Below are 14,204 nucleotides of genomic sequence, written 5' to 3' on the forward strand. Positions count from 1 at the left end.
GATCACCGGAGAGGAGAAATCGATTGCTCTTCGTGGCGTACTCTCTCCGGAGGTCACCATGACGGCCCCGCCGCTGCTCGCGATGCGCGGCATCGTCAAGCACTTCGGCGGCGTGCACGCGCTGCGTGGCGTCGACCTCACCGTCGGCGCCGGTGAGGTGCACGCCCTGCTCGGCGAGAACGGCGCCGGCAAGTCGACGCTCATGAACATCCTGTCCGGGGTGGTCCGGCCCGACGGCGGCGGCATCGAGCTCGCCGGCGAACCGGTCGCGCTCGGCTCGCCCGCCGAGGCCCAGGCCGCCGGCGTCGCGATGATCCACCAGGAGCTCGACCTGGTGCCGCAGGCGACCGTCACCGAGAACCTGTTCCTCGGCCGTGAGCCGCGCACCCGCCTGCGGACCCTGGACCGGGCCGCGATGCGACGGCACGCGCGGGAGCTCCTCGACGACATCGGCGTCGAGCTGGCACCGTCGCGGCGGCTCAGCTCGCTGCGGGTCGGCGAGCAGCAGATGGTCGCGATCGCGAAGGCGCTGAGCCTGGACGCGCGCATCCTCGTCATGGACGAGCCGACGTCGGCGCTGTCGGACTCCGAGGTGGAGCGGCTGTTCGCGATCATCCCGGGGCTGCGCCGCCGCGGCGTCGGGGTCGTCTTCATCTCGCACCGGATGGACGAGATCGCCGTCGTCGCCGACCGCGGCACCGTGCTGCGCGACGGGCGCAACGCCGGGTCGTTCGTCGTCGCCGAGACCCCGCCGGCCGAGATCATCCGCATGATGGTCGGCCAGCCGATCGAGCAGCTGTTCCCCGACCGGGAGCCGCCGGCCGAGCGCGTCCGGCTGCGCGTGCGCGACCTCACCGTCGCCGACGGGTCGGACCTCGGCGGGCGCAGCGAGCCGCGCGGCGTCGACCTCGACGTGCGCGAGGGCGAGGTGCTGGGCCTGGCCGGACTGCTCGGCGCCGGCCGTACCGAGCTGCTCGACGCCCTGTTCGGGCTGGCCGGGCACCGGCTGTCCGGCACCGTCGAGCTCGACGGCGAACCCGTCCGGTTGAGCGACCCGCGCGACGCCATCGCCGCCGGAATCGGCTACGTGCCGGAGGACCGGCGCGCCAGCGGGCTGGTGATGATGGAGTCGGTCGCCGCGAACATCGTGCTGGCCGCGCTGCCGGCGCTGGCCCGAGCCGGCTGGCGGCGGGCGGCCCGCGAGCGCGAGGCCGTCGCGTCGTCGATCCGCGACCTGCACATCAAGACCGCCAGCGCCGAGTCCGCCGTCGGGACGCTGTCCGGCGGCAATCAGCAGAAGGTGGTGTTCGCCCGGCATCTGCTGCGCCAGCCGCGGCTGCTGCTCCTGGACGACCCCACCCGCGGCGTCGACATCGGCGCCAAGTCCGAGATCTACCGGCTGCTCGCGGGCCTTGCCACCAGCGGACTGGCCGTCGTCGTCGCGTCGTCGGAGCTGCCGGAACTGCTCGGCATCTGCGACCGCATCGCGGTGCTGCGCGGCGGCCGCATCGTCACCGTGCTCGACGGCCGCGACGCCACGCAGGAGGCGATCCTCGCCGCCGCGAGCATCGAGCAGAACAGCAACCCCAGCCGCATGGAGGCCGGATGACCGTCGACACCACCGACCCCGTCGAGAAGCCAGTCGAGCAGTCCAGGAGACGGCGGTTCGTCATCCCGGAGCGGTTCTTCACGTTCCAGAGCTACGTCGCGCTGATCCTGGTCTTCCTTGCCGCCATCATTTTCTCGCCGCGACGCAACGGGGAGATCGTCTTCCTGAACTCGGAGAACCTGCTCAACATCGTCCGCGCGGTCTCCGAGATCGGCATCCTGGCGATCGGGATGACGTTCGTGATCCTCATCGCCGGCATCGACCTGTCGGTGGGCGCCATCCTCGGGCTCGCCGCCACCGGGACCGCCAGCCTGCTCATGGTGAACGACTTCGGCGTGGCCATGACCGTGCTGATCATCCTCGCGATCGGGATGGCCTTCGGCGCCACCCAGGGCTACCTGTCCGCGCGGCTGGGCATCCAGGCGTTCATCGTGACGCTGGCCGGACTGCAGGTGGCCCGCGGCCTGGCCCGGATCTGGTCCGGCGGGCAGGGCATCGCGCTGGCCTACGGCGACGGCCCCGACGTCGCGCCGCAGGCGTTCTCGCTGCTCAACTCCCGGACGTTCAACGGAACGGTGCCCATCCCGGCGCTCATCTTCGCCGGCGTCGGCGTCATCGCACTGATCGTCGTCCGTAAGACGGTGTTCGCCCGGCACGTCTACGCCATCGGCGGCAACGAGCGGGCGGCGCGCCTGTCCGGCATACCGGTCACCAGGATCAAGGTGACCGTGTTCGCGATCTCCGGCCTGCTCGCGGCCCTGGCCGGCATCATCCACGCCGGCCAGCTCAACCAGGGCAGCCCGAACGACGGCATGGGCTACGAGCTGGACGCCATCGCCGCCGTCGTCATCGGCGGCACCAGCCTCATGGGCGGCGTCGGGACGGTGTCGGGCACGCTCGCCGGCGCCCTGCTGCTCGGCATCCTCAACAACATCCTCGCCCTCAACAACATCGACTCCAACGTCCAGCTGCTGATCAAGGGCGTGATCATCGTCGCCGCGGCCGGCATCCAGGCCTTCAGGTCTCAGCAGAAATGACTCCCACGAGAGGAACCGTCATGTCCAGAACCATCCGCGCACTGACCGCGCTGTGCGGCACCGCCGCCCTGTTCGCCGTCGCTGCCTGCGGCACCGAGTCCGACGTCCCCGAGTCCGCCGGCGGCTCCGCCCAACCCGACGAGGGCACCGAGTGCGCCGGCGCCGACGGCGAATACCTCATCGGGATGAGCCAGGCCAACGTCGCCGAGCCGTACCGCCAGCAGATGGACGACGACATCGAGGCGGCGGCCGCCGAGGTCGACCAGTTCGAGGTCGTGTTCGCCGACGCCGCCCAGGACAACGCCAAGCAGGTCGCCGACGTCGAGAACTTCCTCACCCAGGGCATCGACCTGCTCATCATCAGCCCCAACGAGGCCGCGCCCCTGACCGCCGTCGTCGAGCGCGCCTACAACGAGGGCATCCCGGTCATCGTCCTGGACCGCAAGATCGAGGGCGACTCGTACACGCAGTTCATCGGCGCGGACAACACCGAGATCGGCCGTGCCGCCGGCGAGTACGTCGCCACCGAGCTGCTGCCCGACGGCGGCTCCGTCGTCGAGCTGAAGGGCCTGCCCGGCTCCACGCCCGCGCAGGAGCGGGCCGACGGGTTCCGTGCAGGCATCGCGGCCAACCCGAACATCGAGATCATCGCCGAGGGTGTCGGCGACTGGCTGCGCGAGAAGGGGCAGAGCCAGTTCGAGGCGATCCTGCAGGCGCAGCAGGCCATCGACGTCGTCTACGCGCACAACGACCCGATGGCCGAGGGCGCGTACCTCGCCGCCCAGGCCGCCAGCCGGCAGTCCGAGATGAGCTTCATCGGCATCGACGCCCTGCCCATCCCGTCCGGCGGCATCAAGGCGGTCGAGGAGGGCCGGCTCTCGGCGACGTTCGTCTACCCGACGGGCGGCAAGGAGGCCATCGCCACCGCCGAGGAGATCCTCGTCCAGTGTGCCGAGGTGGACAAGGAGCAGATCCTCGAGACGGAGCTGATCACCGTCGAGAACGCCGCCGAGATCTACGCCCGCAACGCGACCCAGTAGGAGTGTCATGAAGCTGGCACGACTGACCCTGATCGCCGCACTACTCGCCACCCCCGCCGCGACCGCGAACGCCACGACCACCGCGGACGCCGCGCCCGACCCCGTCGTCGGAGTGTCGCAGGCGAGCCCCAACGGACCCGTCGGCTGGGACGTCTACCGGCAGCTGGACCGGCTGCCGGAGCTGGCCGCCGGGGTCGGCACCGAGCAGTTCTCCAGCTACGACCGGGCCGGCGGCAACGACGACGGCTTCGTCGGCACCTACTCCTGCCTGAGCCAGGGCGAGCACGGCTGCGTCATCGCCGAGCACACCGGCGCCGGCGAGATCGGCTCCATTTGGTTCACCCGCGACGGTGGCAACGTCTCGGCCACCGGCAACATCGTGATCGAGCTGGACGGGTCGGTCGTGCTCGATGCGCCGATCCAGGACGTCGTCGACGGCGAGCTGGGCGCGCCGTTCGTGTTCCCGCTGGTCGCCAACGCCGACCAGAGCTCCGGCGGCGTCACGATCAAGGTGCCGATGACATACCGGGAGTCGATGCGGGTCTCCACCACGAACAACCCGCTGTTCCACCACGTCAGCTACCGCACGTTCCCGACCGCCGAGGGCGTCGCGACGTTCGACCCGGACGAAGTGCCGACGGATGTCCTGGAGATGCTGGCCGCCTACGGGACGCAGGATCCGAAGCCGGCGCGTTCCAACGCCCAGACGAGTGAGCGCGACGTCGAGCTGGCGGCGGGGGAGAGCGTCCGGCTGGGCCGGTTCAGCGGCAGCGGCCTGCTGACCGAGCTGGCGTTGCGGCTGCCGCAGGTGGTGGGCCCGCAGGAGGGCCCGAGCGTCACCGACGACGGCCGCGCCCACGTCGGGACCAGCACGTTCACCGTCGCCGTCGACCCTGCGAACCAGGGCGTCCTGCTGACCCGCCGGCTGGACACGTTCTCCGCCGACCAGGTCGCCACCGTCTCCGTCGACGGCGTCGAGGTTGCGCAGTGGCAGCCGCTGCCCGGCACCGGCGGCGAGTGGGCCGACCAGACGGTGGAGCTGCCGGCGTCGGTCACGGCGGGCAAGTCGGAGATCACGATCACGAACGCCTTCGTCTCCGCCGGCATCGACTACAACGAGTTCCGCTACTGGGTCGACTCGGTGGTGGACGGTCAGGCGGTGCGGACGGACGAGGTGGACGTCGGCACGTCGGCGGCGGCGCTGCAGAGCGAGGCCGCGCACGACTATGTCATCGTCGAGCCGCGCTGGGACGGCGAGCGGACCTACCGGTACCCGCCGGCGCCGGGCCAGGAGGACGAGGTCGCGGTGTCCGACGCGCTCCTGCGCGACCTGCGGCTGCGCATCTCCTTCGACGGCCAGCAGACGGTCGACGCTCCGGTGGGCGAGTTCTTCGGCTCCGGGCTCGGGGAGACGTCGGTCCGGTCGCTCATGTACGCGATGGAGGACGGTGACGGCGGCTGGTACCGGTCGTGGTGGCCGATGCCGTACGCGCGGTCGGCCGAGGTGTGGCTGGTGAACGAGTCGGAGGTGCCTGTGACCGCGGGTTCGTCGTCGATCACCTGGGCCCGGGACACGTCGGTCGCGCGGTCACTGCGCGGCGAAGAGCCGGCGATCGGGTACTTCCAGGCGACGAGCCGGCGCGGTGACACCGAGTTCGGCCGCGACTGGGTCTTCCTCGACGTCGACGGTCACGGCAAGTTCGTCGGCGTCAACCACACCATGGAGGGCCGCATCACCGGAGGCAACATCCGCAACTACCTGGAAGGCGACGAGCGCGTCTACGTCGACGGCATGCGCACGCCGCAGCTCAACGGCACCGGCTCGGAGGACTTCTACGAGGGCGGGTGGTACTTCAACCGCAACGAGTTCTCCAACCCGATGAACGGCGCGCCGGAGATGGAGACCCGCAGCTTCGGCTGCGAGCACCAGTGTGACGCGGCGTACCGCCTGATGATCGCCGACGCGGTCGGCTTCCGGACGGGGCTGCGCTTCGGCATCGAGCACGGCCCGACCGCCAACGAGCCGGCGGTCTACGGGTCGACGGCGTTCTGGTACGGCCACGCCGGGGCTGTGGGGCTGCGGACGACGGACACCGTGCCGGCGGGCTCGGGGGGCCGGGAGCTGACCTCGACCTTCGAGGGCGACGACGACACCGTCGCGGTGACGGGGACCGTGGCCGACTCCACGGAGCCGGTGACGTTCACCGTCGACATCGACCAGAAGAACGACGGGGTCCGCTTGCGGCGGCTGTCGGACCAGGCTTCGCCCGGGCAGGCAGCGGCGGTGTCCGTGGACGGCGTGGACGTCGGGGTATGGCGGCAGCCGCTCGGCAACACGTCGTCGCGGTGGCTCGAGGACGAGTTCGAGCTGCCGGCGCCGGTGACCGCGGGGAAGTCGTCGGTGACGGTGACGCTGTCCCCGGTTCCCGGGGCGCCGGCGTGGACCGCGGCGACGTACCAGGTGCTGTCGCACGTGCGGCCGTTCGCCGACCGGACGCCGCCCGGCGCGGTGTCGTCGCTGGTGGCGACGGGATCGTCGGTGAACGCGGTGTCGCTGTCCTGGGCGGCTGCCTCGGACGACGTCGCCGTCGCGTCGTACGAGGTGCACGCGTCGCGGACCGCCGACTTCACGCCGTCGTCGTCGACCCTGGTGGGCACCGTGTCGGCGCCCGGTTTCCAGCACGGCGGACTCGGGCTGGCCGAGACGTGGCACTACCGGGTCCGGGCGGTCGACGCCGCCGGGAACGCCGGCCCGTGGTCGGAGGTGGCGTCGGCGACCACCGGACGGACCCTGAACGTCGAAGGCGAGTCCCTGCTGCCGGCCGTTTCCGCGACCGCGCCGATCGAGGCGCAGGGCAACTGCTGCGGTGTCTCGTGGTCCGGGGGAGCGCAGCTGTGGTTCCGGGCTGACTCGGCGGACGATGCCGCTGTGCTGTCGTTCGACGTTCCCACGGCGGGCACCTACGACGCGTCGGCCGTACTGACCCAGGCGGCCGACTACGGCGTGGTGCGGTTGTCCGTCGACGGCGGCTTGGTCGGAGCGGCGTTCGACGGGTACAACGACGGCGTCCGCGTGGCCGACCCCGTGTCGCTGGGCTCGCTGACACTGTCGGCCGGGCAGCACGAGCTGGCACTGACGCTCACCGGGCGCAACGCGTCGGCCACCGGCTTTCTCGTGGGCCTCGACCAGCTGTTGCTCGAGCTGAGCGGGTGACGTGTCGCCCCCCACCCCATGATCATCAACGGCTGGCTACGCCATGGCGTCGCTGATCGTTGGTGATCATGGGGGTGGGGGGCTGCCGGTTTGGAGCGGACCCGGCCCGACCGCTATCCTTACCGGGCGGTCGAGCGGCATTCCCGCCCGATCCGGTGGGGTATGGTGTAATTGGCAGCACGACTGATTCTGGTTCAGTTAGTCTAGGTTCGAGTCCTGGTACCCCAGCGCCCGGCACCGTCCGTGGCGGCGTCTCCAGCCGGTTTGGAGACGGCCTGTGGCTCGGGTACAGTTTCACCTCGCGACCTCGGTCGCAACGGCCCCGTTGTGTAGCGGCCTAGCACGCCGCCCTCTCAAGGCGGTAGCGCGGGTTCGAATCCCGTCGGGGCTACCCTCGTGAAACGGCCCCTCACCTGCTAGAACGCAGGTGAGGGGTCGTTTCTGTTTGTCCGGCCGTCCCCGGCCGTGGGCGGCTCTCTACGAACGTTCTCGCCTAGTACGCGCCCAAGTTTTCGCGGCGTCGGCGGTGAGGCCGAGCCACTGGGCGACGGGCGCGCCGACGTCGGCGAGGGAGGCGAGGTCGCGGCCGTGGCGGAGCGACGCCCCGCCGCCCGTTCCGGCGAGTACGGGAGACCCACACGCGGGTGTGGAAGGGATGCCCGATGGCCGGGTCGTTGCCGTGGTCGCCGGTGACGATCGGCAGGTCGCCGGGGCCGAGCCGCTGGTGTGGTCACGACCGTCAGCTCGTGCGGCAGGAAGCCGTCACTGGGCCGATGGGCGGTGCGGCGGCGCGGTCGAGGACCGTACGACCAGTGTCGGCGTCGGGGCCTCGACGCTCCCGGCGGCGTCGACGCCGAGCAGGCCGAGTAGCCGCCGCAACGCGGCTTGCCCCGCGGCGGCGAAGTCCAGTCGGACAGTCGTCAGCGGTGGCTGGTAGTAGGCCGCCTCTGGGACGTCGTCGAAGCCGACGACACTGACGTCCCCCGGTACCGTGAGGCCCGCTTCGTGCAATGCGGTGTAGACACCCAGGCACATCGCGTCGTTCGAGACGAGGATGGCGCTGACGCCGCCGCGCTCGAGGAGCGATCGGGCCGCCTGGTAGCCGGATGCGACACCCCAGTCTGCGCATGGCGCTGGTGCGGGAGGCCGGCGACCGGCGAGCGCCAGCTCGCGCCGCCAGCCGGTCTCCCGGGCCTCGGTGGCCATCCATCCGTCCGGGCCGCGGATGAAGTGCACGGTGTGGTGTCCCAGCTCGAGGAGGTGGCGAGTGGTCAGTTGCGCGGCGAACTCCTCGTCCAGGGTGACGGCGTCGCGCGAGCCGGTCGTGCCCTGTTCGAAGGAGACGACCGGCATGGGAGCCTGGGTGGCCTGGAGGGCACGGGGCGCATCGACCATCGGCGCCAGCAGGACCGCGCCGTCGACCGCGTCGTCCGCCAGGTGCTGCAGTGCGGTCTGCAGGGACGACGCAGAGACGTCATCGAGCGTCACGAGATTGGTCGAGTAGCCGAATGCGCGTGCCTCCTCAGATACCCCGAACAGTGCCAGTGACGGACTGGTGACGGAGAGGGCGTAGGTGATTACGCCGAGGTGCATCGACCGGTTCGTGACCAAGGCCCGTGCCATGGTGTTCGGCCGGTAACGCAGTTGCGCGATCGCCTCGCGTACGCGCTGGCGCACCGCCGGCGTCACATGTGGGTAGTCGTTGATGACGCGAGAGACTGTGATCACGGACACGCCAGCCAGACGCGCGACGTCAGCCATCCTCGGCGGCCGGCTCGTCTCCCGCTTCAACGTCGCTCCTCGTTCCGGGCACCCGCGCCATGCGCACGGACCACGAAGGAGCCTAGTCGGATGCCGGCCGGGCGGTGGTCCGCCCGGCCGGTGACACGGTCATGGCCGGTGGTAGCGCAGGACGGCCGGATGTCGCTCGTAGGGCCATTCCGCCTCTGGGATCATGTACTGCGCCGTCGTGTACGACCCGTCGGTCGTGCTCTTGAGCGTGGGTGGCCCGTCGAACCCGATCACCCGCCATCCGATCCGGTCGATGTTGCCGCCGTAGACCGGGTCGGCGTAGAAGCCCTGCCGCGTGTTGAGTACGAGCAGCGGGAAGAAGTCGAGAAAGTCCTCGTTCATGGGCTGGTTTCCTGCAGGTGCGCCGCCGCCGCCGGCCTCGTCCCGGTGGAGCTCGTACGGACCTGGCTTCGCGGCGCCGGAGAGCCGTTCGAGCACGCGATCCTGCTCGTCGTCGCCGAGTTCGGCGAACGGTGCGCCGCCCTCTGTGTCTGCGAGCTCGTCGAGGTCTTGCACACCCTGGCGGTAGAGCTCGCCGCGGCGGCGGATCCGCTCCTCCCACGACTCGCGCTCCTTGCCGGTCAGCTGCAGAAATCCCGAGCCGTCGGCCGACGCGTAGACGAAGTCGATGCCGGCGAGCATGCGGTCGATGAACCGCACGACCCGTGCCTCCCGGGCCCCAGGGTGGCGGTCGGTCGGGATGATGCGCGCGGTGGCGGCATCGACGGTATTCCATTCGTGCGAGGTGAAGAACAGCGGCTGCTCGTTCGTCGCGGCGCTGATCGGCACGACGGCCCAGTCTGCTTGTCCCATTCTGTGTCCTTCCTGCCAGGCTCGTCAGCGCCAGTCGTGGCGGTCGTGGGTGAGCATGTGGTCGACGCACCGCCACGTGTTGGCCATGATCGTCAGGGCTGGGTTGATGCCGGTGGCGGTCGGGAAAAAGCTGGCGTCGAAGACGTAGAGGTTCGGTACGTCGTGCGCGCGGCACCAGCGGTCGACAACCGAGGTCGCCGGGTCGTCGCCCATTCGCGCGGTGCCGAGCTCATGCGACGTGTTCCCGGTGATCCGTTCCATGTTCACAGGGATGATCTTGCTGGCTCCCGCGGCCTCCAGGATCTCCCCGTTCTTGGCCACCTGCCACCGCTCCTGCGCGTAGTCGTTGGGGTGAGGCGTGTGGGTGATCCGGGCGACCGGCAGGCCCCAGGCGTCCACGACATCAGGATCGAGATCGACCCGGTTGCTTTCCACCGGGAGGTCGTGGAGCAGAACTCCGATCTTCATCGAGTGGTTGAAGAAGTCGCGGTCGGCGTCCTTCGCCGCCTGTCCCCATGTCGGCCTGCCGGGGAAGGTCCAGTTGATCGGATGTCCGATCATCGACGGGAAGATCAGCGAGCCGAGCACGTGGCCGCGCGACTCGTCGGTTTCGTAGAAGTCGAACGAACACAGATTCATGTAGTGCCCCGACCAGCCGTACAACGGGTGGTGGAGCTGACGGTCGAAGAGGCCGACACTGAACGAGTACTGATGGAACGTGGCGTTCTTGCCGACCATGCCGGAGGAGTTGGCGAGGCCGTCGGGAAACAGCGCGGACGTCGACATCAGCAGCAGGCGAGGTGTCTCGATTCCACCACAGGCCACGATGACGGCCTTCGCTTCCTGGACGATCTCCGTGCCTTCGCCGTTCTGGTAGAGCACCCCAGTGGCACGGCCGTCCTTGCCCACGAGGATCTCGCGCACGTAGCAGTCGGGGCGCGGGTCGTACCGGCCCGTGGCGACCGCATCCGGGACGAACGTGATGAGGGTCGAGCTCTTGCCGGAGCCCGGGTCGGGGTACTGCTGCCAGAAGCCGTTCTCACTGAACGGTTCGCGTCCCCGGTACAGTTCGGTGACCATGCCCTGCGGCATCGGGAACGTGCTATGGCCGAGCTCGTCCATCGCGGTGGCGAACACTCGGCCGATTTGGCTGAGGTTCGACGGCCTGGTCGGGTAGCCGCGGCTGCGCCAACCCTCCCAGCGATTGGCGCCGGCGAGCCCGGACGTGCCGAACTCCCACTCGACGCGAGTGTAGTAGGGCTCCATCTCGTCGTAGGTGATGGGCCAGTCGACCAGGCTTGCGCCGTCAACATCGCCGATGAGCGAGCGCATCCGGAAGTCGTTCTCCGTCATGCGCGGCACCATCGCGCCCCAGTGGGTCGTCCCGCCGCCGACTACCTGCGGAGTCGCCGAGAAGTTGGTCACGACCGCCGTCTCCTGATCGTTGCGGCGGAACGTCCGGGGTTTGATCTTCGGATCCTGCCAGAGGTAATTGCGGTTGAGGATCTTCAGCTCGTCGCCCGAGGCGTGCTCGGGCTTGAGCCACGGGCCACGCTCGAGCCCGACGACGCGAAGGCCGGCCTCGGTGAGAACCTTGGCTGCGGTCGCACCGCCGGCCCCGGCGCCGACGATGACGACGTCGACCGGGTCGGGGTTTTTCTCGGGCATCGCGATCACACCTCTCGAGACGACGAACCAGTCTGGATGCCTGCGCGGCCAGGTTTGATGAGGGGATCCAGGGCAGCCCACAGCTCGTCGGGGACGGAGACGCCGAGCAGCTGCCGAGTCTGCTCGGGACGATCGGGGCGGGACATGCCGACAATCGTGGAGGCTACCCGTGCGTCCCGCGTCGAGAACTGGAGCGCGGCCGCGGCAAGGGGCACGTCGTGATCACGGCAGAGCGACTCTATGGCCTCCACCCTCCCCAGCACGTCGGGCGCGGCAGGGGCGTAGCAGTAGGTCGGCACCGCAGCCGGCCCGCGGGCCAGCATGCCTCCGCCGAAGGGGGCAGCGTTGACGAACCCGACGCCGCGAGCCGCGCACTCGTCGATGAGCTCGTCTGCGGACGAGTCCACCAGCGTCCACCGGTTGTGGCTGAGGACGACGTCGAAGAAGCCGGTCCGCAGGTAAGCCAGCTCCAGCTCGATGGGTCCGCCCGCGACACCGAGATGTTCGATGACGCCCTGTGCGCGTAGGTCCAGCATGGCCTCGACCGCACCGCCCGGGCCGGTGGCCTCGTCGAAGGAGATCTTTTCCGGGTCGTGGAGGTAGACCAGAGGGAGGGTGTCCAGGCCGAGTCGCTCGATGCTCTCGTCGACGGATCGCCGCACCCGCGCGCCTGAAAAGTCGGTCGTCCGCGGAAGTGGGTCGACCTTGGTTGCCACCAGAGCTCCGGACGGCAAACCGCCTCGCTCTGCGATCGCGCGGCCGATGCGCCGTTCGCTGTCACCGCCGCCGTACTCGTTGGAGGTGTCGATGAACGTGAACTCGCTGTCGAGCGCGGCCAGAATGGTGTCGATCGCGGTTCTCTCGTCGACGTCGTAACCGTACTGTGCCGGGAAGCTGCCGAGGGCGCTGGTCCCGACGCACACCGGCGGGACTGACAGCCCCGTACTGCCCAGGTGTCGATGCTCGGTCGTGCTCATACCGTGCCTTCCTGTCGCTGGTGGCGGTCCGGGCCGCCCGAGCTCGCGCGTACCACGAGCTCGGGGACGACCGGACTGCCGGCTTCTGATGTCTCCCTCCGGAGGAGAGCGAGGATCTTGTCGACTGCGAGCCGTCCTAGCGCCGCGAAGTCGACGCGCACCGTCGTGAGCGAAGGGCTGAAGTAGGCGGCCTCGGGAAAGTCGTCGAAGCCGACGACTGCGATGTCGTCCGGGATCCGCACACCTCGTTCGGTGAGGCCGGCCATGAGGCCCAGGGCGGTTTGGTCGTTGGCGACGAAGACAGCCGTGATGTCCGGCTGACCGGTGACGATCTCGGCGGCGCGGTAACCGGAGGCCGCGTCCCAGGACGTCGGGACGGGAATCGGGGCATGCAGACCGGCGGAGGTCAACGCCTCACGCCACCCGCGGATGCGAGCCTCTGTCGCGAGCCAACCTGGGGGGCCGCACAGGTGCAGGACCTTCGTGTGCCCGCGGGTGAGGAGATGCTGCGTGGCGATCCGCGCCCCGGCGACCTCATCGACGGCGAAGCTGTCCGGCCGGGGTACGCCGCCGGGCTCGAATACGACGAGCGGGACGACGGTGCGCACGCCGTCGAGCGCGTGGAGAGCCGCCTCTACCGGAGCCAGCAGGACGATCCCGTCGACATGGTCGTCTACGAGGTGCCCGATCGCCGCGCGCATCGCCGCCTTGTCCGTGTCGGCGAGACCGACGAGGTTCGTGGTGTACCCCTCCCGCCGAGCGGCCTCGGCGATGCCGGTCAAGGCGACCGACGGCCCGTGCTGGGCCAGTCCCCAGCTGACCACGCCGATGCTCATGGTCCGGCTGGTGACGAGTGAGCGTGCGGCGGGGTTGCGCCGGTAGCGCAACTGGGAGATCGCCCACTGGACGCGTTCGCGCACGTGCGGCGTCACGTTGGGGTGGTCGTTCACCACACGTGAGACGGTCTGCGGCGAGACGCCCGCCAGCCGTGCGACGTCGATCATGCGCGCCGCCCGCGGCGTGGTGGGCCGTGCCTTCGACCGGGGGTCGTTCATGTCTCGACCTCGACAGCTGCGCCGACAGCCGCGGCTTCGCGCATCGACAGGACGAGGCCCAGGCTGCGCGCATGGTCCGCGGCCGACGTCGGCACCGGGCCACCGCGGGTGGCGGCGACGAACGTGTGCAGCACGGCCGCGAGGTCATTGTCCGGCGGATCCAGCGGCCTCGGGGCGGTGTCGGCGACGACGGCGCCGTCGCGCCGCACGACGAGGTCGCGCAGCTCGATGACGCCGTTCTCGCCTCGCAGCGTCCAGTCTCCGTCGTACGGCGTCTCGCCGCCGCGGGCCGCCCAGGTGCCGCGGTAGGTGACGATGGCTCCGTCGTCGAGACGCAGCAGCGCAGCGACGTCGGGTTGCCCGTCGTACGTCGTCCAGGGCGGACGCCCACTGGTCGCGGCGAGCACCGACGCATCTTGAGCGGTGAGGTGCCTGAGAAGGTCGAGGTGGTGGATCGCGAGGTCGTCGAGCAGCGGATGAGGCAGACGGGCCCGCCCGCCGTCGAGGAACTCGCCCCGAGCCACCTCGATCGAGACCTGGCTCAACCGGCCAAGCGTGGCGAGGTGATGGCGTACCACGGCCACCCATGCTCGCTCTCGGTAGTTCTGACACACCATGACGACGCTCGGCGCTGTGGCTGCGGTGGAGCACAGCACATCCAGCTCGGCCCGGTCGGCCACGGCCGGTTTCTCGACCAGAACGTGAAGGCCTCGCTCGGCCGCGGTGACGACGGCGTCGAGGTGCAGCCGCACAGGTAACGTCACGACTACCGCGTCGAGGTCCGGTTGGTCGAGCGCCTGGCGGTAGTCGCCCAAGTGCGCCAACGGGCGCCCGTCAGGGATGCCGCCGGCCGTCAGGACGACCTCGACGCCCGGCTCCCGGTCGAGCACCGGAAGCCACGTCCGGCCCCAGCGGCCGAGCCCGAGGACGGCCGTGCGCAGCGGGCGGTGTTCGCGGGTGGCCATCATCGCGGAGTCACCTCGATTCGATCGGATCGGAA

At 70.1% G+C, this 14,204-nt stretch carries 10 protein-coding genes and 2 tRNA genes; 6 read left to right on the forward strand and 6 right to left on the reverse strand.

Going from position 1 to position 14,204, the window contains the following annotated elements:
- The first annotated feature begins 58 nt into the window (after positions 1-58).
- The 6 genes from E1269_RS13635 to E1269_RS13660 all read left to right on the forward strand — a co-directional run bounded on the left by E1269_RS13635 (position 59) and on the right by E1269_RS13660 (position 7,291).
- Positions 59-1,609, forward strand: coding sequence for a sugar ABC transporter ATP-binding protein (locus E1269_RS13635; protein WP_131895335.1), 1,551 nt, complete (start codon positions 59-61; stop codon positions 1,607-1,609).
- Positions 1,606-2,646, forward strand: a complete 1,041-nt coding sequence (locus tag E1269_RS13640) for an ABC transporter permease (protein WP_131895337.1) — start codon at positions 1,606-1,608, stop codon at positions 2,644-2,646. Before E1269_RS13635 ends, E1269_RS13640 begins: the two co-directional genes overlap by 4 nt.
- Positions 2,647-2,666: 20 nt before the next feature.
- Positions 2,667-3,686, forward strand: coding sequence for a substrate-binding domain-containing protein (locus tag E1269_RS13645; RefSeq protein WP_131895339.1), 1,020 nt, complete (start codon positions 2,667-2,669; stop codon positions 3,684-3,686).
- 7 nt (positions 3,687-3,693) lie between these two features.
- Positions 3,694-6,900 carry a DUF2961 domain-containing protein gene (locus tag E1269_RS13650; RefSeq protein ID WP_131895341.1) on the forward strand — a complete coding sequence of 1,069 codons (3,207 nt, stop codon included), beginning with the start codon at positions 3,694-3,696 and terminating at the stop codon, positions 6,898-6,900.
- A 156-nt stretch (positions 6,901-7,056) separates the two neighbouring features.
- Positions 7,057-7,128 (forward strand) — tRNA-Gln (locus E1269_RS13655).
- A gap of 90 nt (positions 7,129-7,218) precedes the next feature.
- Positions 7,219-7,291 (forward strand) — tRNA-Glu (locus tag E1269_RS13660).
- Between the two features lie 371 nt (positions 7,292-7,662).
- Here the strand turns inward: E1269_RS13660 and E1269_RS13665 are convergent.
- From E1269_RS13665 to E1269_RS13690, 6 genes are all read right to left on the reverse strand, one after another.
- Positions 7,663-8,661, reverse strand: a complete 999-nt coding sequence (locus tag E1269_RS13665) for a LacI family DNA-binding transcriptional regulator (protein ID WP_131895343.1) — start codon at positions 8,659-8,661, stop codon at positions 7,663-7,665.
- A 129-nt stretch (positions 8,662-8,790) separates the two neighbouring features.
- A complete protein-coding gene (locus E1269_RS13670) occupies positions 8,791-9,504 on the reverse strand; it encodes a gluconate 2-dehydrogenase subunit 3 family protein (RefSeq protein ID WP_131895345.1) in 714 nt (237 codons plus the stop codon).
- A gap of 24 nt (positions 9,505-9,528) precedes the next feature.
- On the reverse strand, positions 9,529-11,172 hold the full coding sequence (locus E1269_RS13675) for a GMC family oxidoreductase (protein ID WP_131895347.1): 1,644 nt from the start codon (positions 11,170-11,172) through the stop codon (positions 9,529-9,531).
- Between the two features lie 5 nt (positions 11,173-11,177).
- Positions 11,178-12,149 (reverse strand): aldo/keto reductase, encoded by a 972-nt coding sequence (locus tag E1269_RS13680; protein WP_131895349.1) that lies wholly within the window; start codon positions 12,147-12,149, stop codon positions 11,178-11,180.
- Positions 12,146-13,204 carry a LacI family DNA-binding transcriptional regulator gene (locus E1269_RS13685; RefSeq protein WP_203433512.1) on the reverse strand — a complete coding sequence of 353 codons (1,059 nt, stop codon included), beginning with the start codon at positions 13,202-13,204 and terminating at the stop codon, positions 12,146-12,148. The genes E1269_RS13680 and E1269_RS13685 overlap by 4 nt, the downstream gene beginning before the upstream one ends.
- Positions 13,201-14,172, reverse strand: coding sequence for a Gfo/Idh/MocA family protein (locus tag E1269_RS13690; RefSeq protein WP_162606403.1), 972 nt, complete (start codon positions 14,170-14,172; stop codon positions 13,201-13,203). Before E1269_RS13690 ends, E1269_RS13685 begins: the two co-directional genes overlap by 4 nt.
- Between the last annotated feature and the right edge of the window lie 32 nt (positions 14,173-14,204).

Source organism: Jiangella asiatica, assembly GCF_004349065.1.
Lineage (GTDB): Bacteria > Actinomycetota > Actinomycetes > Jiangellales > Jiangellaceae > Jiangella > Jiangella asiatica.

Coding starts and splice junctions, on each gene's coding strand:
- E1269_RS13635 (WP_131895335.1), top strand. CDS start 59: ATGACGGCCCCGCCGCTGCTCGCGATGCGCGGCATCGTCAAGCACTTC.
- E1269_RS13640 (WP_131895337.1), top strand. CDS start 1,606: ATGACCGTCGACACCACCGACCCCGTCGAGAAGCCAGTCGAGCAGTCC.
- E1269_RS13645 (WP_131895339.1), top strand. CDS start 2,667: ATGTCCAGAACCATCCGCGCACTGACCGCGCTGTGCGGCACCGCCGCC.
- E1269_RS13650 (WP_131895341.1), top strand. CDS start 3,694: ATGAAGCTGGCACGACTGACCCTGATCGCCGCACTACTCGCCACCCCC.
- E1269_RS13665 (WP_131895343.1), bottom strand. CDS start 8,661: ATGGCTGACGTCGCGCGTCTGGCTGGCGTGTCCGTGATCACAGTCTCT.
- E1269_RS13670 (WP_131895345.1), bottom strand. CDS start 9,504: ATGGGACAAGCAGACTGGGCCGTCGTGCCGATCAGCGCCGCGACGAAC.
- E1269_RS13675 (WP_131895347.1), bottom strand. CDS start 11,172: ATGCCCGAGAAAAACCCCGACCCGGTCGACGTCGTCATCGTCGGCGCC.
- E1269_RS13680 (WP_131895349.1), bottom strand. CDS start 12,149: ATGAGCACGACCGAGCATCGACACCTGGGCAGTACGGGGCTGTCAGTC.
- E1269_RS13685 (WP_203433512.1), bottom strand. CDS start 13,204: ATGAACGACCCCCGGTCGAAGGCACGGCCCACCACGCCGCGGGCGGCG.
- E1269_RS13690 (WP_162606403.1), bottom strand. CDS start 14,172: ATGATGGCCACCCGCGAACACCGCCCGCTGCGCACGGCCGTCCTCGGG.